General features: G+C 58.2%; 19 protein-coding genes and 2 pseudogenes. 12 read left to right on the forward strand and 9 right to left on the reverse strand.

Features of this window, described 5'->3' with window-relative positions; all coding sequences use genetic code 11:
* The first annotated feature begins 100 nt into the window (after window positions 1-100).
* Window positions 101-8,737: a GH36-type glycosyl hydrolase domain-containing protein gene (locus tag ACN28Q_RS24390; protein WP_095848701.1), complete on the forward strand. Its 8,637-nt coding sequence runs from the start codon at window positions 101-103 to the stop codon at window positions 8,735-8,737.
* Window positions 8,738-8,817: 80 nt separating this feature from the next.
* The gene (locus ACN28Q_RS24395; protein WP_095848702.1) at window positions 8,818-9,084 is read left to right on the forward strand and encodes a YjbD family protein; all 267 of its coding nucleotides are present in this window, start codon (window positions 8,818-8,820) and stop codon (window positions 9,082-9,084) included.
* A gap of 64 nt (window positions 9,085-9,148) precedes the next feature.
* On the opposite strand, the gene ACN28Q_RS24400 is transcribed toward ACN28Q_RS24395, so the two are convergent.
* Window positions 9,149-9,772: a LysE family translocator gene (locus ACN28Q_RS24400; protein WP_095848703.1), complete on the reverse strand. Its 624-nt coding sequence runs from the start codon at window positions 9,770-9,772 to the stop codon at window positions 9,149-9,151.
* A 138-nt stretch (window positions 9,773-9,910) separates the two neighbouring features.
* Here ACN28Q_RS24400 and ACN28Q_RS24405 point away from each other — a divergent pair, with 138 nt between their 5' ends.
* The gene (locus ACN28Q_RS24405; protein ID WP_095848704.1) at window positions 9,911-10,822 is read left to right on the forward strand and encodes a LysR substrate-binding domain-containing protein; all 912 of its coding nucleotides are present in this window, start codon (window positions 9,911-9,913) and stop codon (window positions 10,820-10,822) included.
* A 139-nt stretch (window positions 10,823-10,961) separates the two neighbouring features.
* Here the strand turns inward: ACN28Q_RS24405 and ACN28Q_RS24410 are convergent, their stop codons facing one another.
* The 5 genes and pseudogenes from ACN28Q_RS24410 to ACN28Q_RS24430 all read right to left on the reverse strand — a co-directional run.
* The gene (locus ACN28Q_RS24410; protein WP_095848705.1) at window positions 10,962-11,357 is read right to left on the reverse strand and encodes a hypothetical protein; all 396 of its coding nucleotides are present in this window, start codon (window positions 11,355-11,357) and stop codon (window positions 10,962-10,964) included.
* 2 nt (window positions 11,358-11,359) lie between these two features.
* Entirely contained in the window at window positions 11,360-12,538 is a 1,179-nt protein-coding gene (locus ACN28Q_RS24415) for a hypothetical protein (protein WP_095848706.1), read from the reverse strand.
* 2 nt (window positions 12,539-12,540) lie between these two features.
* Entirely contained in the window at window positions 12,541-13,071 is a 531-nt protein-coding gene (locus ACN28Q_RS24420; RefSeq protein ID WP_095848707.1) for a PAAR domain-containing protein, read from the reverse strand.
* Window positions 13,072-13,082: 11 nt separating this feature from the next.
* Window positions 13,083-13,607, reverse strand: coding sequence for a PAAR domain-containing protein (locus ACN28Q_RS24425; RefSeq protein WP_230469552.1), 525 nt, complete (start codon window positions 13,605-13,607; stop codon window positions 13,083-13,085).
* Between the two features lie 55 nt (window positions 13,608-13,662).
* Window positions 13,663-14,124: pseudogene (locus ACN28Q_RS24430) on the reverse strand (recombinase family protein); the annotation flags it as partial.
* Between ACN28Q_RS24430 and ACN28Q_RS24435 the strand changes: the two are divergent.
* Window positions 14,125-14,604: pseudogene (locus ACN28Q_RS24435) on the forward strand (Tn3 family transposase); the annotation flags it as partial.
* 12 nt (window positions 14,605-14,616) lie between these two features.
* On the opposite strand, the gene ACN28Q_RS24440 reads toward ACN28Q_RS24435, so the two are convergent.
* Both ACN28Q_RS24440 and ACN28Q_RS24445 read right to left on the reverse strand, forming a co-directional pair.
* The gene (locus ACN28Q_RS24440; protein ID WP_095848708.1) at window positions 14,617-15,579 is read right to left on the reverse strand and encodes a PDR/VanB family oxidoreductase; all 963 of its coding nucleotides are present in this window, start codon (window positions 15,577-15,579) and stop codon (window positions 14,617-14,619) included.
* A 12-nt stretch (window positions 15,580-15,591) separates the two neighbouring features.
* On the reverse strand, window positions 15,592-16,623 hold the full coding sequence (locus tag ACN28Q_RS24445) for an aromatic ring-hydroxylating oxygenase subunit alpha (protein WP_095848709.1): 1,032 nt from the start codon (window positions 16,621-16,623) through the stop codon (window positions 15,592-15,594).
* A 145-nt stretch (window positions 16,624-16,768) separates the two neighbouring features.
* Between ACN28Q_RS24445 and ACN28Q_RS24450 the strand changes: the two genes are divergently transcribed.
* Window positions 16,769-17,683 carry a LysR family transcriptional regulator gene (locus tag ACN28Q_RS24450; RefSeq protein ID WP_095848710.1) on the forward strand — a complete coding sequence of 305 codons (915 nt, stop codon included), beginning with the start codon at window positions 16,769-16,771 and terminating at the stop codon, window positions 17,681-17,683.
* A gap of 21 nt (window positions 17,684-17,704) precedes the next feature.
* Here ACN28Q_RS24450 and ACN28Q_RS24455 read toward each other — a convergent pair whose 3' ends face one another.
* Window positions 17,705-18,607, reverse strand: a complete 903-nt coding sequence (locus ACN28Q_RS24455; RefSeq protein ID WP_095848711.1) for a GntR family transcriptional regulator — start codon at window positions 18,605-18,607, stop codon at window positions 17,705-17,707.
* A gap of 194 nt (window positions 18,608-18,801) precedes the next feature.
* Between ACN28Q_RS24455 and ACN28Q_RS24460 the strand changes: the two genes are divergently transcribed.
* The 7 genes from ACN28Q_RS24460 to ACN28Q_RS24490 all read left to right on the forward strand — a co-directional run bounded on the left by ACN28Q_RS24460 (window position 18,802) and on the right by ACN28Q_RS24490 (window position 25,655).
* A complete protein-coding gene (locus ACN28Q_RS24460; RefSeq protein ID WP_095848712.1) occupies window positions 18,802-19,626 on the forward strand; it encodes an ABC transporter substrate-binding protein in 825 nt (274 codons plus the stop codon).
* Between the two features lie 42 nt (window positions 19,627-19,668).
* Window positions 19,669-20,382, forward strand: coding sequence for an amino acid ABC transporter permease (locus tag ACN28Q_RS24465; protein WP_095848713.1), 714 nt, complete (start codon window positions 19,669-19,671; stop codon window positions 20,380-20,382).
* Window positions 20,383-20,392: 10 nt separating this feature from the next.
* Window positions 20,393-21,136, forward strand: coding sequence for an amino acid ABC transporter ATP-binding protein (locus tag ACN28Q_RS24470; protein WP_095848714.1), 744 nt, complete (start codon window positions 20,393-20,395; stop codon window positions 21,134-21,136).
* A gap of 37 nt (window positions 21,137-21,173) precedes the next feature.
* Window positions 21,174-22,337, forward strand: a complete 1,164-nt coding sequence (locus tag ACN28Q_RS24475; protein WP_183096713.1) for a M20 family metallopeptidase — start codon at window positions 21,174-21,176, stop codon at window positions 22,335-22,337.
* Window positions 22,338-22,347: 10 nt separating this feature from the next.
* Window positions 22,348-23,445, forward strand: coding sequence for a mandelate racemase/muconate lactonizing enzyme family protein (locus ACN28Q_RS24480; protein WP_095848716.1), 1,098 nt, complete (start codon window positions 22,348-22,350; stop codon window positions 23,443-23,445).
* Window positions 23,442-24,644 (forward strand): M24 family metallopeptidase, encoded by a 1,203-nt coding sequence (locus ACN28Q_RS24485; protein WP_095848717.1) that lies wholly within the window; start codon window positions 23,442-23,444, stop codon window positions 24,642-24,644. The genes ACN28Q_RS24480 and ACN28Q_RS24485 overlap by 4 nt, the downstream gene beginning before the upstream one ends.
* An 87-nt stretch (window positions 24,645-24,731) precedes the next feature.
* Complete coding sequence (locus tag ACN28Q_RS24490) at window positions 24,732-25,655, forward strand: dihydrodipicolinate synthase family protein (RefSeq protein ID WP_095848718.1); 924 nt, start codon at window positions 24,732-24,734, stop codon at window positions 25,653-25,655.
* Window position 25,656: the final 1 nt, after the last annotated feature.

A 25,656-nucleotide genomic window follows, 5' to 3' on the forward strand; every position in this document is an offset into this window, starting at 1 on the left:
CCCTCTCCCGCCAAAATGAATTGGCTGTGATATCAAGATGTTCACGATCTCCCAACGGTGATAACCGGCTGTCCTTTGGGTCAGATACAGGTGTTAATTCGTGAAAGAAAAACGCATCAACTGGCTGAACATATTTCGCCAGAAAAAAGCGCTGGCAAAGGCCCATCAAGCTACACGGGAAACGAGCGCCGATGCCATTCAGGCCGAGCTATTTTCCGTCGACCAAATGGAGCGCCACGGCCAGCGGTTGGCCCGTTCGCATAAGCTGACCACGCATAAAACCCCTTACTATCTGCTCCAGCGTCTGAACGATAACGAGCGGGTGCTGGTTGACAGTTGCCAAACCCTCAGCCAGTGCAACAAAGCCAATATGACGCCGGCCGGCAACTGGCTGCTGGATAACTTTTACATTATCGAAGAGCAGATCAGGGCGGTCAGGCAACATTTGCCGAAAAACTTTGGCCGTGGTTTGCCGCAGCTCGCCCCACCGCATGGCTGCCCACGGATATACGATATCGCCACCGAAGCGATAGCGCACGGCGATGGCCGTTGGGACGCCGAGAACCTGGCGCGCTATATCGCCGCATACCAGAAAGAAACCAGCCTGAAGCTGGGCGAGCTATGGGCGCTCCCCGGCATGCTGCGGTTGGCGCTGCTGGAAAATCTTCGCCGGGTGGCAGTGGAAGTGGCGCAGATACAGCAGGAGCGTAACCTGGCGGATAGCTGGGTGACCAAAATGCAGGAAGCCGCCGCCAACGATCCCGCCAACCTGATCGTGGTGATCGCCGATATGGCCCGTTCCAACCCGCCGCGCACCAGCGCCTTCGTTGCCGAACTGGTGCGCCGCCTGCAAGGGCACGGCACCATGCTGGCACTGCCGCTCACCTGGGTTGAGCAACGGCTTACGGAAGTCAAACTGACCTCCAGCGAACTGGTGCACCGTTTTAATCAGCAGTTGGCGGCCAATCAACTGTCGGTGAGTAACAGCATCACTGGGCTGCGCCAACTGAGCGAGATGGACTGGCCGGAGTTCGTTGAAACGCTAAGCCAGGTGGAACGCATCCTGCAAAAAGATCCCACCGGGATTTATGGCCGGATGCACTTTAATACCCGGGATCGCTACCGCCATGTAATAGAAATACTGGCGCGCCACTGCCCCTATAGCGAAATAGAAATAGCTAGGCAAACGTTGGATATGGCGCAACAGGCGGCGCAAACGCCTGATGCCCCGCAACGCAGCGAACACGTTGGCTACTACCTGATCGCCCAAGGCCGCAAAGCGCTGGAACAGCGGCTGGGGGTGACGCTTGGCGTTGTCACCCGTGTCCGCCACGCCTTTAGCCAAATGCCGCTGCTGGCCTGGTTGGGCAGTCTCAGCCTGCTCACCACCGCCAGCTGCGCCGAACTGCTTAGCCAGGGCCATGCCGCCGGCATCAGTTATCTGTGGCTACTGCTGCTGACCGTGCCGTTGATTATCGTGTTCAGCCAGCTGTTTCTCAACGCGCTTGGCAATATCACCGGGCATAGTCGTGCGCCGCAGTCACTCCCGCGTCTGGACTTCTCTGCCGGCATCCCTGCTGAATGCCGTACGTTGATCGCTGTGCCAACGCTGCTTAGCAGTAAAAGCGCCATCGACCAACTGATTAATACTCTGGAAGTGTGCTATCTGGGCAATGACATGGCCCACCTGCACTTTGCGCTGTTGACTGATTTTACCGATGCCCCGCAGCAACAGCGTGCCGACGATGACGCATTGCTCAATTATGCGGTTCATCATATTGAATCGCTTAACGCCCGTTATCCCGGCCAGGCCGCCAGCCACTTCTTTTTATTCAACCGCTCGCGCCAATGGAATGACATGCAGCAGGTCTGGATGGGGTATGAGCGCAAGCGCGGCAAGCTGAATGCGCTTAACGACTGGCTGCGCAACCGTGGCAATGACTTTTCAACCCAGATCGGCTTTGGGCTGGAAGTGCTGAAAAACGTCAAATATGTCATTACGTTAGACAGCGATACCGTGTTGCCACGCGATATGGCCCACCAACTGATCGCCGCTATGGCGCACCCGCTCAATCAGCCGCGCTATGACGAAGCCAGCCGGCGTGTGGTTGATGGCTATGCCATCCTCCAGCCCCGCATGGCGGAGGAAATCCCGCGCTATGGCCAAAGCCGCTATGCCGCCCTGAGCAGCGCCACCCCGGGGAACGATCCTTATACGCTGGCGTCTTCCGATATTTATCAAGATCTGTTCGGCGAAGGTTCGTTCATCGGCAAAGGCATCTATGACGTTGACGTTTACGCGCGGGCGCTGCGCGATGTGTGCCCGGACAACGTCATTTTGAGCCACGATCTGCTGGAGGGCTGCTATGCCCGCGCGGGGTTAATCAGCGACGTGTTGCTGTATGAGCAATATCCCAGCAGTTATTTAGTGGATGTGGTGCGCCGCACCCGCTGGATCCGCGGGGACTGGCAACTGCTGCACTGGCTGCGCCCATCGATAAAAACGGCAAGCGGCGTGTACGTGAAAAACCGGCTGAGCATGCTGTCGCGCTGGAAGCTGTTCGATAATCTGCGCCGCAGCATGGTTGCGCCCAGCCTGATGACGCTACTGTTTTTCAGCGCCGTCTGGCTGCCGATCAACGGTTATTGGCTCATGGCATTCCTGCTCCCACCGCTACTGCCGGCGCTACTCAGCTTGCTGCAGGATGGCCTGCGAAAACCATCTTATCGCCCGTTGGCCCGCCACCTGTGGCTGACCGTCAAGAGTGTCGGGAGCAATCTGCTCCAGTTGGTGTTAACGCTGGCCGTATTGCCCCATCAGGCCTGGTATAGCCTGCGGGCCATTGCCATTACCCTGTGGCGAATGGGGGTGAGTAAACACAATCTGCAAGAGTGGGCCAGCTATGCGCACAGCATCAACCTTAACCGCATCACCGCCGCCAATTTCTACCGCGTCATGTGGGCGAACCCGCTGGCAGCGGCCCTGCTCCTGGTGGCCGGCGTCCTGTATCACGGGCCATTGCTGGCGCTGATCTTGCCGCTGGCGCTGCTATGGGCGCTAGCACCCCTGCTGTTTTGCCTTCTCAGCCGGCCGCCGCTGCGTCCTGCTATCCCGCTGAGCCTGGCGCAGCGCACCGTCCTGCGCCGGCTCAGCCGTGAAACCTGGGACTTTTTCGCCACCTTTGTCACCGCAGAAGAGAATTGGCTACCGCCGGATAACGTGCAGGAAATGCCGGCGACCAAAATCGCCCACCGAACCTCGCCAACCAATATCGGCCTGGCGCTATTAGCGGATCTGACCGCCTACGATTTCGGCTATCTCACCCTGGCGGCGGCGATCCAGCGTATTGAACGTACGTTGGCCACCGTCAGCGGGCTGGAGCACTATCGCGGCCATCTTTACAACTGGTATGACACCCGCACCTTAGAGCCGCTGTCGCCGCGTTACATTTCCAGCGTCGACAGCGGTAACCTAGCGGGCCACCTGCTGACGCTGCGCGCCGGCTTGCCCGCGCTGCGCGAGCAGCCAGCCATCGATCCGCAGCGGATGCTCAACGGCCTGTCAGACACGCTGGGCCTGCTGGAGCAACACTGGGGCAGCAGCGCGCCCAAGGCCTTGCCGGCGCTACGCCAGCGTTTGGCCGTGGCCCTGCAAACGCCTCCCGGCACGCTGATGGCGTTGCTGGAAGCCATGCGCCATGACGGCGCAGAGCTCAAAAAGGCCGCCCAGGAACAGCCTGCCGCCATCCACCACTGGGCCAATGCGCTGGATCACGAATTACAGGCGCTTTGCCAGGCATGGCCACAATGGTATAGCTGGCTCGACGGCGAAGATACACACCAGGAACCGCTGCCCAGCCTGGCCTGGTTAGCCGCCCCGCCGCAGGGGCTGGTGCTTTCCGTCGAGCAACAGGCGTATCTGATACAGGCCGGCATGCTGGCCAAAAGCTGTCTGCAACGCCTGGCGGCGCTGGAGCAAAAGCTGGCGCAGATGGCGCAAATGGATTTCGGCTTCCTCTATAACCAAGCCACCCACCTGCTGACCATCGGTTTTAACTGCGAGCAAAACCGGCCGGACAGCGGCAAATACGATTTGCTGGCCTCTGAAATCCGCTTAACCAACTACGTTGCCATCGCCACCAACCAGATCCCGCAGCGCAGTTGGTATGCGCTCGGGCGGTTGTTCACCGTGCTCGATCGCCAGCCCGCGCTGATGTCGTGGAGCGGTTCAATGTTTGAATACCTGATGCCGCAACTGGTGATGCCGGCGTATCCCGGCTCGCTGCTGGCGCAAATGTGCCGCACCGCCGTGCAATGGCACATTGACTGGGGCAAAAAAAACCGGGTGCCCTGGGGCGTTTCTGAATCAGGTTACTTTGGCTTCGACGCACAGCAAAATTACCAATACCACGCGTTTGGCGTACCGGGCCTGGGGTTAAGGCGCGGGCTGAGCGACGATATGGTAGTGGCGCCCTATGCCACCGTGATGGCGCTGATGGTGGATGCCAGGCGCGCATACCGCAACCTGGTTACGCTGGAGAGCCACGGCGCACGCGGGCGCTACGGTTTTTACGAGGCGCTGGACTATACCCCTTCCCGCCTTAGCCACGGCCAATCCTTTGTGGTGGTGCGTTCCTATATGGCCCACCACCAGGGCATGAGCCTGCTTGCATTCTCACACCTGTTGCTGAACGCCCCGATGGTGGACCGTTTTGCCAGCTCGCCGGTATTCCAGTCGGCGCGCCTGTTGCTGCAAGAACGCGTGCCTGATGCGATAGAGCTGTACGGCAACCGCCGCCAATTCGAGGCGAACGACGGGCTGCGGGAACCGGCAAGCGTGTCAGCGCGTGAATTCACCCATCTGGATTCGCTCATCCCCGAAGTGCAACTGCTGGCCAACGCCAATTACCGCCTGATGTTGACCCAAACCGGCGGCAGCTACCGCTATTGGCAGAACCTGGCGCTGACGCGTTGGCGGGAAGATGCCACCTGCGATAACTGGGGCGCATTTTGTTACCTCAAGGATCCGCAAACCGGCGAAACCTGGAGCAACACCTGGCAGCCGCTCGGCGGCGTGTCGCAAGGCGATTACGCCGTGTTTAACGATGCCGGCGCCAAATTCCAGCGCACGCTGGGCACCCTGGCGGTGAAAACTCAGGTGGTGGTATCGCCGGAGGACGATATTGAACTGCGGCGCGTAACGCTGGTCAATCACGGCAAACAGCCCCGGCTGATCGAAGTGACCAGCTATGCCGAAGTGGTGCTGGCGCCGGCTAACAACGATCTGGCCCACCCGGCATTCAGCAATCTGTTTGTGCAAACCGAGTTGCTGGCCGAACAGGATGCGATTTTGTGCCACCGCCGCCCACGCGAACCTCATGAACAATCCCCGTGGTTGCTGCACATGATGACGGTGCAACAACCGCGCGGCGGCGTCTCGTTCGAAACCGATCGCGCCAAATTCATCGGCCGCGGGCGCACCGCCGCCAATCCGCAGGCCCTCCAGCAAAATGGGCCGCTGTCCAACAGCGCCGGGGCTGTGCTCGATCCCGTCATCGCCATTCGCCAGCGCGTTCTGCTTGAGCCGAACATCCCGGTTACGCTGGATATTTTTTATGGCGTCAGTGAGAGCCGCGCTGGCGGCCTGGGCATGCTGGAGAAATACCGCGATCGCCACTTGGCCGATCGCGTCTTTGAGCTGGCCTGGTCACACAGCCAGGTGGTGCTGCGCCAATTGAACATCAATGAGGATGAAGCCAACCTGTACAACCGCCTTGCCGGCGCGGTCATTTTCCCTGGCCCGGAAATGCGTGCGGTGCAGAGCGATATCAGCCGTAACCGCCGTGGGCAGTCCGGCCTGTGGGGGCACGCGATCTCGGGCGATCTGCCGATCGTGTTATTAACGGTGACCAACAGCGAAAACATTGCGCTGGTTCAACAGCTCATACAGGCACATAGCTATTGGCAGATGAAGGGCCTGCAAGTGGATCTGGTGATCATTAACGAGACAGCAGGCGGTTACCGGCAGGATTTGCAAAATGAAATCATGGCGCTGATCTCGGCGGGTGTCGCCACCGCGCATGCGCAGCGCGCCGGCGGCATCTTTGTGCGTTCCAGCGAGCATTTGGCCGCGGAAGATCGCACGCTGCTGCTGAGCGTTGCACGCATCTACCTGGACGATCGCCAGGGTGAACTGGCGGCGCAACTCCAGCAGCGCCTGCAGGTTTCGCCCGCGCAGCAGCGCTCGCTGGCGCTGGTTTCAGCCTTGACCCGGTTACCGACCGTGGCCCCTCTGCCGCAAGAGTTGCCCCGCCCACCGCTGCCTGCAGTGGGCAACCTGCAGTTTTATAACGGCACCGGCGGGTTTTCGCCGGACGGGCGCGAATACATCATCACGCTGGGCGCCAACACCGCCACCCCGATGCCGTGGGCCAATGTGATCGCCAACCCAGGCTTCGGCAGCGTAGTATCGGAAAGCGGCCAAAGCTACACCTGGTTTGAAAACGCGCACGAATACCGCTTAACCCCGTGGAACAACGATCCGGTCAGCGACAGCAGCGGCGAAGCCTTCTATCTGCGCGATGAAGAAAACGGGCATGTCTGGTCGCCCACCGCCCTACCGGCACGGGGAAACGGCGGCTATCTCACCCGCCACGGCTTTGGCTACAGCGTATTCGAGCACCGGGAAAACGGCATCGATTCGCAGCTCACGGTGTTTGTCGCCAAAGCGGCGCCGGTGAAATTGTTTTTGCTGACCCTGACCAACCTGTCGGGGCGCACGCGTAAGCTTTCCGCGACGGGCTATATGGAGTTCATCCTCGGCGATCTGCGGCAAAATTCAGCTATGCACATCGCGACACGGGGTGCCGACGCGCAGAACGGCTGCGGGATCCTGGCCACAAACCATTACGGCGGCAATGGCAACGAACGCACCGCGTTTTTCGGCGTCAGCGGCGCCCATTGTTCCATTACCGGCGATCGGCGTGAGTTTATCGGCCGTAACGGCACGCTGGCAAAACCCGAGGCTCTCACGCGGCGGCGCCTTTCCGGCAATACCGGCGCTGGCCTGGATCCTTGCGGTGCCGCGCAATCCGCCATGGCGCTTATCGACGGCGACCAACGCAGCGTGGTGTTTGCCCTGGGGATCGGCAGTAACGCCGAGCAGGCAGAAGCGTTACTGCGGCAATACCTGCAAGAAGATGTGCTGCTGAGCGCGCTTGAACAGGTGAAGGCCTCCTGGCGCGATATCCTCGGCAAGGTTCAAATTCATACCCCGCAGCCGCAGGTGGATCTGCTGGCCAACGGCTGGTTGCTGTATCAAACGCTCTCCTGCCGAATTTATGCGCGCAGCGGCTATTATCAGTCCGGCGGCGCGTTTGGCTTCCGCGATCAGTTGCAGGACATTCTGGCGCTGAGCCATGTGCTGCCGCAGCGAATGCGCGAACAGATTGTGCTGTGTGCTTCACACCAGTTCATCGAAGGCGATGTCCTGCACTGGTGGCACCCGCCGCAGGGCAACGGCGTGCGCACCCGCTGTTCCGATGATTACCTCTGGCTGCCGCTGGCGGTTTGCCACTATCTGGACGCCACCGGCGACGACGGGATCCTCGCCGAGTCCATCCCTTACCTGGAGGCCCGGCAGGTGCCGCCGGGTGAGGAATCCACCTACGAACAGCCACAGCAAAGCGCGGTGAAAGAGACCCTGTATCAACATGCCGCCAGAGCGCTGAAACACGGGTTACGCTTCGGTGAGCACGGCCTGCCGCTGATGGGATCGGGCGACTGGAATGACGGCATGAACCGGGTTGGCCTTGAAGGGCGCGGGGAAAGCGTGTGGCTTGGCTTCTTCCTGTTTCACATTCTGCAACGCTTCGGCGCCCTGGCTACGCGGCGCAACGACGGCGATTTGGCCGCCCTGTGCCGGCGGCAGGCCGATCAACTGCGGCAAAACCTTGCTGACCATGCCTGGGATGGCGCCTGGTACCGGCGCGGTTATTTTGACAACGGAACGGCGCTGGGCTCACAGCATTCGGCCGAGTGCCGGATTGATGCGATCGCGCAAAGCTGGGCGGTGCTGTCCGGCGCCGGAGACACCGCGCGCAATGCCGTAGCCATGCAAGCGCTGGACGAACATCTGGTGGATGACAACGCAGGGCTGATCAAGCTGCTGACCCCACCGTTCAACGGTGAAGGCCCAGATCCCGGCTACATTCGCGGCTATTTGCCCGGCGTGCGTGAAAACGGCGGCCAGTATACCCACGGCGCCATCTGGGCCGTGATGGCCTTTGCGGAAATGGGCAACATCGAACGGGCCTGGGAACTGCTGGATCTGATTAACCCGATCGTGCACAGCCAGGATAAGGGCGCGGTTGCACGTTACAAAGTGGAGCCGTATGTCATCAGTGCCGATGTCTATTCCGAACCGCCGCATACCGGGCGCGGCGGCTGGAGCTGGTACACCGGCTCCGCCGGCTGGCTGTACCGTCTGATCCTGGAATCGCTGCTGGGGCTAAAACGCCAGGGCGATATGCTGGCGATTAACACCCGGCTGCCGGCACATTGGCCGCAGGTCACCGTCAGCTACCGCGAAGGCGGCAGTGAATACCACATCACGTTGATGCAAGGCAGCGGCAAAGGCCAAATCAGCGTGGACGGCGTGCCGCAACCGGGGCTGGCATTCCGCCTCGTGGATGACGGCAAACCCCATCAGGTGGCGGTGATGCTGGGCGAAAGTTGACGGTTAAGCGAAGTCGCAGGAAACAAAACCAAGCGTTTCCTCTATAATAAGAGCCTCAACTCCGCGAACAGGCCAAAACTATGCCCAGATTGACACAGAAAGACATGACTGAAAGCGAACAGCGTCAGCTTAAAACACTGCTCGATCAGGAAAGGAAAAAACACGGCCGCCCGCTGACCAACGCTGAGAACAACCGTATCAAAGACGATTACATTGATAAGTTAATGAGTGAACGTGAAGCCCTGGCCAAAAAAGCCCGGGCGGAAAAGAAAAAGAATAAATTCAAGCCAGATGCCACCGCCACTTACGTCTGGTCGTCCAACACTAACCTGCGCGGGCGCCGTTAGCCCTGCCCCCAGCCTGCATAAACGGCGGCAACCCGGCCGTTTATGCAGGCTGGACACATCCGCCTCACAGCCTTACCCACGCAAACAGCGTATAGGCAAACCCCACAGCCGCGATAATAAGTAAAAATGCTGACGACACCACGCCGATAGCCGGCCGGTAGCGGCGCATAAACGCCCCGCGCACCAGAAACACATAGGCGGTTAATATCAGCAAATCCATCGTCACCCACACCGCAGACAGCACGGCCATACTGCTGCCGAATGCACGTGTAACGTTGATAAACTGCGGGAAAAACGCCATGAAGAAAATAATGTCTTTCGGGTTGGCGATCCCCACCATAAAACCGCGCAAAAAGCCCCTATCCGTACAGCGCGCGGCGGGTGCCTCATCCAACATCGTCTGCCGGCCAGCCCATAGCGCATGCAACGCGATGGCGGCCAGATAGAGGCAACCTGCTAGGCTGATGAGCGTAAACAACGTGGCGTTAATGGTCAGCGTGCCGCCGATAGCCAGCGCTGCTACGGCAATCAGGCACAGCGACGCCATATTCGAACCCAGGCTGGTATAAAACGCCTGTTTGCGCCCATGGCGGGCGGCGGTATCCACCACCACCGCCACCACCGGGCCGGGGGTAATAATCAGCATAAAAATCGAGGCGATATAAAGCAGTAACAATGGGGCGTTCATGACGTTTCCTGGTCGGTAAGGTTTGCAGGGTGGCGGCCATTAGCCTGCCGGCGAAGCGGATTATCGGGGAGCGCGCGCAGATTGAAAAACGGAAAAAAGTGCGCTCTACTGTGATTAAAACTCACAATTGGTGTCAGCATGCCGGCAAAACTTCCTCCCCTTTATGCCCTGCGAGCCTTTGAAAGCGCCGCCGGGCACGCTTCTTTTTCGCTGGCGGCGGAAGCGCTGGCCATCACGCCCAGTGCCGTTAGCCGCCACGTCAAAACGCTGGAAGAGTATTTCGGCTGCCGGTTGTTTATTCGCCGCGGGCCAAACGTGGCGGCCACCCCGGCCGGCAAACTGCTGGCCGGGCAATTGCGCGCCGGCTTTCACACCCTGGAAACCGCCTGTGAGGCTTTCCGCAGCAACAATCACGATGTGCGCCTCAAAGCGCCGTCGACGCTAACCATGCGCTGGCTATTGGACTGCATGCGGGCGATGAATGAGATTAACTCAAAGATGAACGTGCAAATCGCCAGCGTGTGGATGGATGTGGATCAGGTTGATTTTCTCAGTGAACCGTACGATTGCGCGATCCTGCTTGGGCGTGGGGATTTCGGTGCCGGCACCGCTTGCGCGCCGCTGTTCGACGAATGGCTGATTCCAGTGTGTGCGCCCGCTTTCCCGCTAACAAAGCAAGCGGATCTGCCCTTTTGCGAGCTGATCCATCCTTCGCCGGATCGCCGTGATTGGCGCCGTTGGTTGCAGAAAGCCGGCGGGGAGATGGCGGTGGAGATGCATAAGGGCAAAGTTTTCGATAGCCTGGAGCAAGGCATCGTGGCCGCTATTTGCGGCCACGGCGTCTCCATTGGCGATTTGGTTTTATGCGCGCAGGCGCTGGAGCAAGGCCAATTGGTTGCGCCCCTGGCGCAAGCGGCCGGCACGGGCGACGGTTACTACCTGGTATGGCCGGAAAATACGCTGAAAAAGGGCAATATTGACCGGCTGTATCACTTTTTACACAGCCAGGTACCGGCCGTTAATCTGCCGGGCATGCAATACCTGGCCTGATTACAGGGGTCAGTTTGGATATCGAAAATTATTGTACGTTAAGGCTAATTTTTGACCGTTTTGATACGAGAGAACCGCTACCTGAAAGGTTTCTTGTATCTTCCGGGGAAGCTCGATACGGCGCACAACTTAAACGATCTTAAAAAGATCCTTCTGAATCTTTGATCTTAATAGTATATGTTTTATCAAATTCCCCGCCTGTCGCTACATTAGTGCCAAACAATCCGCCTGATACTCGTATGGTGACGCTCCCCGGTTTTACTGGTACTCCCTGAATCCTGACGCAATTGTGAGCAGGAGAATCATTACAATACCTTAAAGTTAATCCTGTATCGGATGGAATTATTTCACCTACGAATCTTTCTTTCCCACTAGAATCTAAAGATGATACAGCGCCACCATTTATATTTATTTCACTGGCATACGGCGTTCCTACTATAGCATCGTTAAGTGAATTACCATCAGGAGTAACATCAGCATGTAAAGTACATGCTGATACTGCAAATGAAATGAAAATAACAGAAAATATCCTCATGGCTATTTTAATGGTTTAAAAACCATCCCCCCGAAAAATCTATTGATAAAAAATTGTAAATCTTTTTTCTGTTTAATCCAGTTAGCAGACTTTCCCCAGGAAAATAACTTTAAATTAACATACCCATTATCATCCTGTGTTACAGAACCATCCCATACAACCCAGTGCGTAGGTAATGTCGTGTTGTTTGTACTACCTTCAAGCAGTCCATCATTTATTAATGTCACGACTTTATAGCCTTGCTCTACATACTTATTTAAATCTCTGATTCCCCGGACGCCTGCCTGAGTGATTCCTACATTACTGAACACCTTTTCATAACCGGCCTTTTCAAACCATTCCGTTAGTGTTTGCCACATTGTGATACCAGCCACTGGCGAATCAAGAGCATCAAAGCTCAGCATGGTATTCTCTGAATCCCTGAGCCCAGCCAGTGTCATCCAGTCAAGTCCTAAGATCCTTGGCTGGCCTCCACTTGTATAAAACATGCCTGAAGGGTGTTTACACCCTTCGCCAGGGGAGATTGACAGTGCACCTATTTTAGTCTTTCCATACCGCCATAGTTCCCTGGCAGCTTGTGCATATACATCAGGACGGTCCATTTGAACACAGTAAAAAAATGCAGCAGGTCCACATACACTTGCCCTATCCTGATAAGGGTAAGAATAATGATAAAACCTGTCGTTTATCTCAGATTCAATTTTGTTTTTTTCAAACGGATCCTGCGGCGTTCCGATAGGATATTCTTTCGCTATAAATGGACGTTCCGGGATGGTGATTTTAATCTGCTTTGTTTCGCCCCCCTGACTCTCAGGTTTCATTGTCCCTTTTGACTCAAAATAACAAGGGTTCTCCCGCTTCACCGGAGACCAGGCTTTGCCTGACGCAAATTCTTCAAGAGTGTACATCTTAGTGAACGGAACAGGCGTTACACAGTGCGTATGCAACATGGTCTTTCTGTAAAGCTTCATTTCCATAATATAAATTATCGAGAGTGACTCATTTATATTTCCGGTCATGTGACTCTGTGTTTCATAATTGCCAAGAAACGGCTGTTGTTTCACATCCACCAGGGAATATTTATTCCTTTCGGAATCCATACGATAAATACAAAGATCATACAGCAAAGAATCAGCCGGGACATTAGAGTTAATACGGGTACTGAGGTGGTAAACAGCCATAATTAATCCATTAATATATGCAGGTTAATATTTTCAGCAGATTCAGCATAATGCCACTCTGTCATCCCCTGGCTATCCGTATTCCCCGTTTCTGTATGACCGTCCGGGAACATCAGAACATACCGACAATCCACCATCAGTCTGCCGTCATCATCTGCACACTGAAAACGAAGGGTGTTACGTGAAGAAGGTTGCTGCACTGACTGGCTCTGTGCGCTGACAATTTTTGCCGTTGATGGGTTTCCTGCTGCAATGACGAAGTTCGTTCCGGTCGCACACCCACAGCGTACTGGTGAACCATTGACGGCGACCGCTCGTCCCTGTGGGTTTGTCTGCCGGAGATCGCCTGAGGCAATCACGCCTGTCTGTCCGCATTTCGGGCAGGGTGACGTTTTATCACCCACGTAAAGCTTTCGCCTTCCGTTTACTGACCAGCCCTGACTTCCGGCATAGCAGACTGCTCCTGTTGACGTTTTATCGCCATCAAGCCCGGAGTTTTTACCGTGTACACCGCTCCACCTGTTGTCATACATACATGTTTTCCTCAGTCCGTAAGAATATGCAGGCTGATATCGTTTGCCGATTCAGCATAATGCCATCCGGTAACCCCGTGTTCATCAGTAACGCCAGCTTCAGAACGCCCGTCCGGGAACATCAGGGTGTAGCGGCAGCCTGCCATTAGCTGGCCGTCGTCACCGGCGCATTGGAAACGGATGCAGTTCCGGGCGCTGGAGTCCTGTGCCTGCTGCGCCGGTACAGGCGACTGACTGGTATTGCGGGAGGTCAGAGATCCAGTACCTGTGCTGGTAGACTGCGTGGCTGAACCGTAAACATAGTGATCGGGGCAACGGCACAGCACTCTGTCACCTGTGGCCGCAAATGCTTTGCCTTCTTCTGCCCAGTCCTGTGCGGAGGCAAGGATTTCAAAATACCCGTTGCATTTACGGCATGATGCCTTGTCGCCGGTCCGGGCTATTGCTTTACTTCCTTCAAACCAGGACGCTGTCGCTGAAATAATTTCTCCGTAACTCGTTTTATCACCCAAACAGGCCAGTGCTCTTGCCATCATTAATCCCTCAATATATAAGCAGTTATACTCACCGGCATCATACAACAATCACAACTTAACCCAAATCACCCGTTTCTGATTGCCGGTATAGTGCCTGAATGCGGCATATCTGGGAGGGGCTGTACCCTGTCGCGTCTGCCGTTTCACGGATGCTCAGTTTCTTGACCTGTCGGTAGTACAGGACTTTCTGATGCCGTTCCTGATCGGCCTGTTTTCCCCGGTATTTTCCCAGTGTATGCGCACGTTCAATTCCTTGTTTTTGCCGTTGGCGGCGGCTCAGCCAGTCCTTATGCGACATTGCGGCCATCAGGTCGATAAGCATATTGTTGATGGCGGTTATCACGGCACGGGTGATCGGGTCAGCCTGCGAAGGGTCTTTATCTGACAGCGCCTGCCATGAGGTGGGGACATCCAGGCTGACAATTCGTAGCTCGTGTTGTTCTATCTGCTTTTTCAGCGTCATCCAGTCGCTGTTGCTGAGGCGAGTCAGGCGGTCTATCTGCTCGACCAGCAAAATTGTGCGCTCAGCGAGCTTAAGGGGGCGTTGCGCTCCGGGGACATCTGGGTTAAAGGTTCACGCCGCTACAAAAATTTTGATGATTACCTCATTCCCGAAAAGGACTTTGACAAACTCACATCGGCGCTGCCATTGCCCGTATCTGCTGATTTTCATGAATACATTACCAGCCGCATGACCCTGCTTCAGTCCAGACTTGAAGAGGTCAATGCCATGGCTGCCCTTGGTGAACTGCCCGATGTGGAGATTTCCGACAGGGGCGTAAAAGTCTCTCCGCTGGACAACAGCGTTCCGGCGCAGGTTTCACCGCTGGCAGAGCTGGTTTACAGCATGCTACCGCGCCCTAAAATCACGGAAATTCTCGATGAGGTAAACAGCTGGACGACGTTTACCCGACATTTTTCGCATATAAAAAATGACATTACCCGTCCCGATACCCGCCTGCTCCTCACCACCATCCTTGCGGATGGTATCAATATCCAAACTGACCCCTTACAGATCGATCACCAGCCGCGCGCTGCGGCTGCGTGAACAGCACAGCGCAATTTGCTGCTGCGCCGCCGTTTTTTCCTCGTCGGATTGCACCGTGTCGCGGTGATCCACCTCGCCTTCAACCACCGGCGTCAGGCAGGCGCCGCACAGCCCCATCTCACAAGAAAGCGGCACATCCACGTTGTTCTCAATCAGCACGCAGGCAATGCTTTTCTCGGCGGGAACGCGGTAGCTTTCACCGCTTGACCGCAAGGTTACGCTGAACCCTTCATCCGCCGACGGGGCAACCGGCTGCGGCGCACAGAATGCCTCGGTGTGGATCTGCCCAGGCTGCCAGCCGTGGTCACTCGCCTGCCGGGCGACGTGCGCCATAAAATCGGCCGGCCCACACAGATAGAGCCGGGCACCATCCGGCTGGGCATACAAGCCGGGCGGCAGTTCCTTGCGCGGGCTATGGCCGGCGCAGCCTGACCATACCGTGCAGCGGCCATGCCGGAACCCCTGCGCCAACCGTTCAGCGAACGCCACATCGCCGCGCTGTTTCACATAATAGTGCAGCTCAAACGGGGTGCCGGCGGCATCCAGCGCTTCCGCCATCGCCAACAGCGGCGTGATGCCGATGCCGGCGGCCAGCAGCAGATAGTGGCCGGCCGGCGCAAGCGGGAACACATTGCGCGGCGCCGAGATGGTTAACCGCTGCCCCAGCCGCAGCGTTTCATGCAGGTAGCGCGAGCCCCCGCGCGAAGCGGCCTCTTTTTTAACGCACAGCAGGTAATGATCGCAGCGTGCCGGATTGCCCGCCAGCGAAAACTGACGGACGATCCCTTGCGGCAGGTGCACATCAATGTGCGCCCCTGCCTGCCAGGCGGGCAACGGCTCGCCGTTTTCCGCCACCAGCCGCAGCGCCATGTTGCCGCGGCCTTGCCGTGATAAGGCGTCGACAATCACGTTCAGCGTATCCATTGCCCCTTCCTCCTATGCCAGGAAAAACTCGCCAAAGCCCCGTTTCTTCAAGCCGCGGCGATAAGCGATCGAACTGCGGTCCGCCGGGATGTGGGCCTCCAGCGTCAGATCCAGCGGCAAACGTTCCGGGCGCTGGGTTTCCACCATCAACCGATCTTCTTCAAACACCTTCAGGTTGAAAGCATGCACATCTTCCACCGGAATATGCTGGTCAAAGTTACGTGCGATCGGCGCGAACAGCCGGGTTTTTCTGGCGGAGACCGGGCAAGCGGCGTTCATGATCACCAGCCGCGCATCGCCCGGGAAGTGAATGGTCAGCGTGGCGGTAAACGGCAGATGCATTTCAAAATGCCTTAACCATTTAAAATCTTCGGGCGCGCGGTAATCCGAGCTGGCCGGGTAGTTACCCACCGTACTCCAGTAGTCGACGCTGAAACCGTATGGTGTTTCCACCGGGTTGTAAGGCGGCACCACTTGGTTTTCCGGGTCGGCAAAGGTTTCGGTGTGGATCCAGGCAAAGTGCGCCACATCCAGGAAGCCTTCGACCTGGCGCCCGGCAAAGCCGGCAACATCAAACGTCGGGCATACGATCTGTTGGAAGCCTTCATCTTCCCAGTGCGGCATGGTCGGCAGCGCCGGCATTTCGTCTTCCGCTGGCGCCAGGCAGGTCCACACCAGCCCATAGCGCTCGGCCACCGGGAAGGTCAGCAAGTGCAGCTTGGCGGGGATCGCCTGGTCCGGGCTGGAAGGCACACGGTTGCAGCGGCCGTTTTCGCCAAAACGCAGGCCGTGATACGGGCAGATAATCCCTTCGCTATCGTGCGTCGACAGGCTAAGCGGCACGCCCCGGTGCGGGCAGATATCCCGTGCGACCACCACATTGTCTTTCACACGGTAGATCACCAGTTGTTCATCCAGCAGCGTCACCTTTTGCGGTGCGTTGGTCACTTCAGAAGAAATGGCGATCGGGTGCCAATATTGCGCCAGGCGCAACCAGTCATCGGGTTCAAAGCTGCATTGCGGCGGAGGGGTAATTTTCGTCATTGCATTCACCTGTCTTCATATCCAGGCCTGGGCGATGCCCGGCGCTGTTGTTATCAGTGCTTACATTGTGGATAATCGAAGGTGTTGCAGTCCATAACAGTTTTTTTACTTATCATCTGCAAAAATTAGTACAGGGCATTAACCTATGGATCCATTTTCACGTTTTTCACACTATTTTTTGGCCGTCGCTCGCACCGGCAGTTTGCGCAAAGCGGCGGAAGTGCTGCACGTTTCCGCCTCGGCGATTAACCGCCAGATCCTGCTGGCTGAAGAGATGATGGAAACCCTGCTGTTCGAACGCCTGCCCTCCGGCCTGCGCCTGACTACCGCGGGCGAACTGCTTTACGATGATATTCTGCGCTGGAACAAGGAGTACCGCCGCACCCGGGAACGCTTTGATGAACTGCAAGGGTTAAAGCGCGGCCACGTCAGCATTGGGCTGATCGCCGCGCTGAATGAGGGGCCGGTGGTTGACGCCCTGGCGGCCATCGCCCGGGAATACCCGTGGTTTACCTTCGATATCGGCATCCACGACAGCCAGGTGATCGGCGAGCAGGTGGCCAATGCCGACGTTGACTTCGGTATTTTGCTCGATCCGATTGAAAGCACCGGCCTGGAAGTGCGCGCGTTTTCTGAAATGCCGATCGGCGTAGTGATGCCGCCGGCGCACCCGCTGGTCGACCAGCCGCGGCTTTCCATCGGCCAACTGGGCGAATACCGCCACCTGATGCCGGCCGCGCCGCTGATCGTGCACGATCGCACCGCGCTGCTGTATAAACGCCACAATATGACGCCGGCAGCCAGCATGACCTGCAATGATATCCGCATGATGAAATCCCTGATCCGCGCCGGCGCGGGGATTGCGGTGCTTAGCGTGCTGGACGTGTTCACCGAAGTGGAAACCGGCGCACTGGCGTTTGTCCCTCTACAGGGGCCGCCGGTTCGCCCGTTAACGCTGGCGCTGTGCGTCGCCCCGCGCCGGCAGCTATCGCGCGCCGCGCAGCTGGCGATTCAGAAAGTCAGCGCGGTGATAGAATCACTGCAACAGGCGGACAAATGATCGGCATTTGGGCGGGGCCGTTTACTGACTGGCCTTGCCCACCTTATTCAACACCATCTGGTAGGCAGACTGTAAATGGCTGCGCATCATTTCCGCCGCCGCATCCATCCGTTTATCCAGCACGGCGTCGATGATGGCCACATGCTCCTCGCACCATTCGCGCACCCGCTGCTTGTTGGTGTAGCTGCCAAACTCCAGCAACCGCCGCAGGCGGTTTTGTTGTTGGATCGCCTGCAACACAAAGATATTGCCGCTGAACTCGGCCAGCATCTCATGGAAGCTGGCATCGGTGTCGAAGATCTGCCGGCCATCGACGGCCAAAATGTCCGGGTGGGAAATCAAATAGATATGCTGTAAACGCAGGCGCTTGAGCGCACTGCGTTCCGCCCGAAACGCCGGCGAAAGCAACGCGGCCGGCTCAATCATCAGGCGAAAGCCGTAGCCGTTGCTCAGCGCCACATCGGTATTGAGCGTCGGCAAAAATGACCAACCCTGCCCTTTGTTACGGGCGATCAGCCCATCTTCCGACAGGCGCAGCAGCGTGCGCGCCATCACGCTGCGATCCACATCATAGCGCTGGGCGATCTCAATCTGGGTGAGTGAATCCGGCAGCTTGCCGGCAATCCGATCGCGCACCAGCTGTTCATACAAATCCTGATCGCTGCTGACCGGAATATCAATATTGATCTGGTGCAGTTCATTAAAGGATTTAACCAGGAAGAACCCCTGATTGCGCCGGGCTTCGATAATGCCCAGCTCGCTCAGCAATTTCAGCGCCGAGCGCACCGGCGTGCGTGAAACGCCGAGCAAATCGGCAAGCTGTTGCTCCCTCAGGTGATGACCTGGCTCAAACTTTGCATCACGTATTACGTCAAGGATTTGGTTCGCCAGTCGCCGTCCGCTGGCTGTTGCTGTCTGGGTCATGGAAGAATGCGCCTGAAAAAGTATTTATTGTGATTATTGTACAATAGCACAGGTGATTTTCAGGGTGAATACAATCCAGATAAAGCCCCAATATCGTGCATTTAATGCACCAAAGAAGAGCCTTGACGCACGCCATTAATTGTATTTAATGATGCATAAAGAGCAATTTTAATAACCGGAACGAGGAACCCAACATGTCCAAAAAAGCGTTTTTGCGCCGTTATGCCACCGCTTCGTTGGCGGCGCTCTGCCTGAATGCCTTTGCCCTGGGCCACGCACAGGCGGCGGAACCACAGCTGGTCAGCAAAGGCAAACTGACCTACGGCACGGCGGCCACGTTCATGCCGTTTGAGTACATGAAAGACGGCAAGCTGAACGGGTTTGATATTGATTTGATCAATGCCCTGGCGGCCAAAGTGGCGCTCACCCCAGCCCCGCTGTCCATGGAGTTCAAAGGCCTGATCCCAGCGCTGCAAGGCAAACGCATGGATATCATCAACTCGGCGATGTACATCAACCCCACCCGCGCGGAACAGGTGGATTTTGTTCCCTATCTGAAAATCGGCAGCCGCGTGGTGGTGGTGAAAGGCAACCCGGAAAAAATCACCGGCCGCGATTTATCGCTGTGCGGTAAGAACATCGCGGTCACCCTCGGCGGGATCGAAGAGAGCCAGGCACGCGCAGACAACCAGAACTGCCTGGCCGCCAGCAAGCCGGCGATCAACGTGATGACCTTCCCGGCCGCCACCGATTCCGCCGTGGCGGTGGCGCAAAAACGGGCCGATGCGGAATACCTTTCCACCCCCGGCGCGGTAGCCCTGCTTAACGAGAAAGGCGACACCTTCGAAGCCGTCGGCGAAGAGTTTGAAGCCGGCACCCACATTGGTTTTGCAATTCGCAAGGGCGACGGCGAAATGAAAGCCTTGCTGGAAAACGGCTTGCAGGCGTTGGTTGCCGACGGCACTTACAAAACGCTGATTGAGAAATGGCAATTCCCGGATTCCGTCGCCATTTTCTGACCCACCGTTTAAACGCTCGGCCCTGAAAAGAGAGGAAAACTCATGTCTCTGGATCTTGTTTGGCAATACCTGATTTCGCCTGCGTTCTTTCAGGGCGCATTAATGACCTTGTTGATCACGGTGTGCTCACTGTTTTTCGGCATCATCATGGGGCTGATCCTGGCCCTGTTGCAGGAAGCCCGCTTCCGTGCGGGCCCGCTGCTGGCTTTTTTCTACCTGTGGGTGTTCCGCGGCACGCCGGTGCTGTTCCAGATCATTTTCGTTTACAACGTGCTGCCCACCTTCGGCCTGCGTTTTTCGGCCTTCACCTGCGCGGTGCTGGCGCTGTCGCTCAATGAAGGCGCCTATATGGCGGAAATCCTGCGCTCCGGCCTGCAGGCGGTGCGCAGCGGCCAACGCACCGCGGGTATGGCGCTGGGCATGACCCAGGGGCAAATCATGCGCAAGATCGTGTTGCCGCAGGCGGCGCGTATTGTACTGCCGCCGATGGGCAACCAGATGATCAGCATGCTGAAATCCAGTGCCCTGGTCTCGGTTATCGCGGTGCAGGAACTGCTGCTGATCGCCAACCAAACCGCCAGCGCCAACTTCCGTTACTTCGAAGCCCTGTGTTCAGCCGGGATTTATTATCTGGCGCTGACTTCGCTGTTCATGCTGGGCCAGGCCTGGCTGGAGCGCGCGTTAGATCCTAAAAAACGCAAAAAAACACGGTTGTCTTTTACCGACCGTCTGCTGCGCAGCAGCACACAACATTGAGGAGATGCCCATGGCCCGCAAGAAACCGTTACTCGAAATCATCGGCATCGAAAAGCACTTTGGCGCCCAGCACGTCTTGAAGAACTGTTCGCTGGACATTACCCAGGGGGAAACCGTGGTGCTGATCGGCCCTTCCGGCTCCGGCAAATCCACGCTGTTGCGTTGCGTCAACCTGCTGGAACCCTTTGAGGGTGGCAGCATTTTCTTTCGCGAACAGGACATCGTGCGCTCCGGTGTTTCACCGCACCGTTTGCGCCAGGAGATCGGCATGGTGTTCCAGAACTACGAACTGTTCTCACACCTGACCGCCGGCGAAAACATCATGTTGGCGCCGATGACCGTGCTGGGCGTCAGCCGCGAACAGGCCCGCGCCCAGGCCCAGGAACTGTTGGGCAAGGTGCGTATCCCCGACAAGATCGACGCCTTTCCGGATGAGCTTTCCGGCGGCCAGCAGCAGCGGGTGGCTATCGCCCGCGCGCTGGCGATGAAACCCAAGCTGATGCTGTTTGACGAACCCACTTCGGCGCTGGATCCGGAAATGATCCGCGAAGTGCTCGATGTGATGGCCGATCTGAGCGCCGAAGGGATGACCAGCATCGTCGTCACCCACGAGATGGGCTTCGCCAAGCGCGCGGCCAACCAAATCGTGTTTATGGAAAACGGCGAAATTATAGAAAACGCGCCCAGCGACAGGTTCTTTGGCGGCGATGTCAGCCCGCGGGCGCAGCGCTTTCTCAGCCAGATTTTACATTGATCTTTTTTAGCCACACCAAGGGAATCAGGAGTTAACGATGAGTCTTCCATCGCCCGATATTGACCGAATGAAACGCGATCTCGCCAGCCTGGTGGCGATCAACACCGAAAACCCACCCGGCCGCGAACGTGAAGCCGCAGAATGTATTCACAACTGGCTGGTAGCCGCCGGGTTTGATTTGACGCTCAGCGAATATGCGCCAGGCCGCACCAATGTGATCGCCCGGTTGGAAAACGGCGCCGGGCCGTGCTTTGCCTTTAACACCCATATCGACGTGGTGCCCGCCGGCAACGGCTGGAGCCAGGATCCGTTCACCCTCACCGAACGCGACGGTAAGCTGTATGGTCGCGGCGCCTGTGACGCCAAAGGGCCGCTGGTGGCCATGCTGGAAGCGATGCGGATGCTGGCTGCCAATAGGGAAAGCTGGCGCGGCACGCTGATGGGCATTTTTGTTGCCGATGAAGAAGTCGCCAGCGAAGGCGCCAAGTTCTACGTGCGCGAAGCGCCGGCGAAAATCGATTACGCGGTGATTGGCGAACCGACCTCGAACAGCACCTACTCCGCGCATAAAGGCAGCCTGCGCCCACTGGTGCGGGTGCACGGCGTTACCGCCCACTCCGGCACGCCGGAACTGGGGGAAAACGCCATTTTTCGCGCTGCGCAACTGCTGGGGCTGGTCGAACAGGCGCATAACCAACAGGTGCGCTGCCGCTGCCACCCGCTGGTGGGCGCCGCCAGCCTGACCGTTACCCGCATTGCCGGCGGCCATGCCGACAACGTACTGCCGGACAGTTGCGATCTGCTGCTCGATCGCCGCCTGGTACCGGGGGAAGACCAACAGCAGGTGGAACAGGAACTGCGCGATCTGCTGGCGCTGGCTGAAGAACAGTTCGGCGTTAAAAGTGACATAGTCACGTTTAAACCCACCACCGGCGGCGCCACGGAAACCCCGGCAGACGAGGCTATCGTGCAGGCTGGCCTGGCCGCCTGCCGCAAGCACGGCCAGCCGGATCCCGGCCCATTCGGCTTCCAGGGCGGCTGCGATTTAGTTCATTTCCGCAGCCTGGGAACCAAGGGCGTGGTGATCGGCCCCGGCGCGCTGGCGGTTGCCCATAAGCCGGACGAATTCGTTCCGGTCAGCGAGTTTATCGCCGCCAGTAAAATCTACCGCGATGTCGCCCTGGCGATGTTGAACCCTTAAGGAGTTGCCGGTGAAAGCCACTCTGTACCGCGCCAATGTGCATTATCAGGCGCTGCAGCTGTATACCGCCGCCTCCGGCAGCGTGACGGCGCTCGAAGAACTTTACCTGCTGCTGGAGGCGGATGGTGTCTGCGGCCTGGGCGAAGTGCGCGTCAATATCGCCTACCTCAATGGCTATAGCCCGGAGCAGGTGCTGAGCGATGTGATGCGCGCCCTGCGGCGGCTCGATCTCAGCCAAAGCGCCAGCACCCTGCTGCTGACGCTGGAAACCCAGTTGGCCGGCTGTCTGGCGCCCACGCGCATGCTGATTGATATCGCCCTGCACGATCTGTTCGCCCGCCAGCAGGGCCTGAGCGTAGCGCAGTTGATCGGCACGCAACACCCGCTGCCCATCAGCTATAGCACCAACCAGACGCTGTTCTGGGCGCCGGACGAACAGATGTTGCAGCAGGCCCGCGCCTATGTGGAACGCGGCTTTACCCAGTTGAAACTGCGTATCGCCGTCGGCAGCTTCACGCACGATCTCAAGCGCATTGCCGCGCTGCGCGATCGCTTTGGCGATGACATTAGCCTGTCGGCAGACGCCAATGGCCAATGGCGCCCGGATGAAGCGCTGGCGAAACTGCAGGCGCTGGCACCCTTTTCACTTAGCTATCTGGAGCAACCGCTGGCGGACAAGGATGCGCACCACTACGCCGCGCTGGCCGCCGCCAGCCCGATACCGCTGATGCTCGACGAAAGCATGAGCAACGAAAACGATCTGGAACGGATTATCGCGCTGCGCGGGCAGGTTTGGGCGCACCTCAAACTGGTCAAAATGGGCGGCATCGCGCCGGTGTTGCGCGCTGCGCAGCGCCTGCAGGCGGCCAATATCCCTTTCATGATCGGCCAGATGAATGAGGGCGGCGCCGCCACATCCGCCGCGTTGCACGTGGCGCATGCCTGCCGGCCCGCCTACGCAGAACTGTATGGCGCCGACGGCGCCGCTGACGATCCGGCCAGCGGCCTGCGCTATTCCCAGGGGCTGGTCAGCAGCCCAAACGGCGCCGGGCTGGGGATCGCCTTTGACCCGGCTCAGGCACAATTTATTCAGGAGTTTAATTCATGAACCCACACACCGATGTACCAAACAGCGCGCTACCGGATTTGGGCCGCATTATCCGCGGGGCGGAATCTGCGTTCAGCGCCGGCGAATACCAAACGCGTGTCCAGAAAGCGCGCCAGTTGCTGACCCAGGCCGAGCTGGACGTAATGATCATTACCGGGCCGGAAAACATTTTTTACCTGACCGGCCAGCAAACGCCGGGCTATTACACGTTCCAGGCGCTGGTGCTGCCGGTCGAGGGCGATCCGGTGTTTGTGATCCGCCAGTTGGAATACTTCAACTTCAGCGCCAACACCTTTATCCGCGACGCGGCGATTTATACCGATGGCGATAATCCGGTGGGCTTTCTGCTCAACGTGCTCAAAGCGCGCGGCTGGGCCGATCGCCGCATCGGCATCGACAAGCGCGGCTGGTTCCTGCCGATTGCGGTCTATGAAACCTTGCAGGCTGAACTGGGCACGCTGCACGATGGCGCCGGGGTGGTTGAACAACTGCGGGCGGTGAAATCCCCCGCCGAGCTGGAAAAATTGGCCTATGCCGCGCGCTATGTCGATGCCGGCATGCTGGCCGGGCGTGAGGCCATCAGGGCTGGCGCCACGGAAAACGATCTGGTGGCTGCCATGATGGGTGCGGCGATCGCCGCCGGTTCGGAATACATGGGCATGGAGCCGCTGGTTTCCTCCGGCCCGCGCACCGGCGTCCCACACGGCACCTGGCGCCGCCGCAAGATGCTCGATGGCGACCCGATTTTCCTGGAAATGGCCGCCGCTCACGATCGCTACCACGCCGCGATGATGCGCTCCGCCTGGCTGGGCAAACCGCCGGCCATCGCACTGGAGATGGAAAAAGTCTGCCAGGAAGCCCTACAGGCGGCGCTTGACGCCATTCGCCCCGGCGCCACCTGTGAAGATCCGCATCTTGCCTGCCAACATGTGATCGACCGCGCCGGCTATACCGATAACTTCAAGAAGCGCACGGGCTACTCGATTGGCGTGTCTTTCGCGCCCGACTGGGGCGAAGGCGCGATCCTTAGCCTCTACAGTGGCATCACCACCGAGCTGCAGCCAGGTATGACGTTCCATATTCCGCCGGCGCTGCGGATCTACGGCGAATTCACCGTGGGCGTCAGCGAGAGCGTTGTGGTGACGGAAACTGGCTACCGCATTCTGGGGACGGTAGATCGCCCGCTTTACCTGCGTTAACCCGGCAGCGGGGGGAAGCCAGGCGTACGGGCCACGTGACCCGGCTCCCCCGCGCCCTTTTTATCTTTCTTTAAGGAAAATGGCTGTATGAAAGACATCAGTGAAAGCAAAGCGCGCCTGCGCGGTATTTTCAACATCACCGTGACGCCGTTCACCGCCAGCGGCGAGTTTGATTTTGACGGGCTGGCGCGCAACATCGAACGCGTTATCGGATTGGGCTATGACGGTATTCTGATTGGCGGCACCTACGGTGAGTTCCCGGCGATGACCGCCGATGAACGCGCCATCCTGTTCCGCAAGGTGATGGATGTGGTCGGCGATCGGGTGCCGGTGATGCTGTGCAGCGCCGGTTCCGACGCGCGCACCGTGCGCGATCTCACGCAGTTGGCCGGCGAACTGGGCGGCCTGCCGATGGTGACGCCACCGTTCGTCTCGGAAGTGACCGATGCGCAGATCGTCAGTTTTTTCAAACAAATGGCGCCGCTGTCCCGCACCGGCATTCTGGTCTATAACGCGCCGGGCATCGGCATTACGCTGCCGCCGGTGGTGCTGGAGCAGCTCGCGGATATCGGCGGCGTGGTGGGCATCAAACAGGGTGATTTGAACCCTACCGCCATCGACCAAATCGCCAACCGGCTGGCCGGGCGCCTGCGCCTGTTCTGCGCTTCGGATCTGGCCTTCCTTGGGCCAATGATGTGCAATTTTGACGGTATCAGCACCACCAACAGCTGTGCGCTGCCGGAGTTGATTCTGGCCAGCTACCGCGCGCTGGAACAAGGCGATGCCAACACCGCCCGTGAACTGCATGCGCTGTGGTATCCGTACCGCGCGTTGGCGCGCCGCCACGGCCAGCCGCAGTGGGTGAAGGCGGTGATGAATCTGCGCGGCTTTGACGGCCACCACGTGCGTGCCCCACTGCTGGATCTGGGGCCGGAGGTGATTGAACAAGCCGCGGCCGAACTGCAACGTTTGGCCGCGGATCAACGCAGCGGCGTGACATTGTCACGGTAAC

It is taken from the genome of Gibbsiella quercinecans, assembly GCF_002291425.1.
Taxonomy (GTDB): Bacteria; Pseudomonadota; Gammaproteobacteria; order Enterobacterales; family Enterobacteriaceae; genus Gibbsiella; species Gibbsiella quercinecans.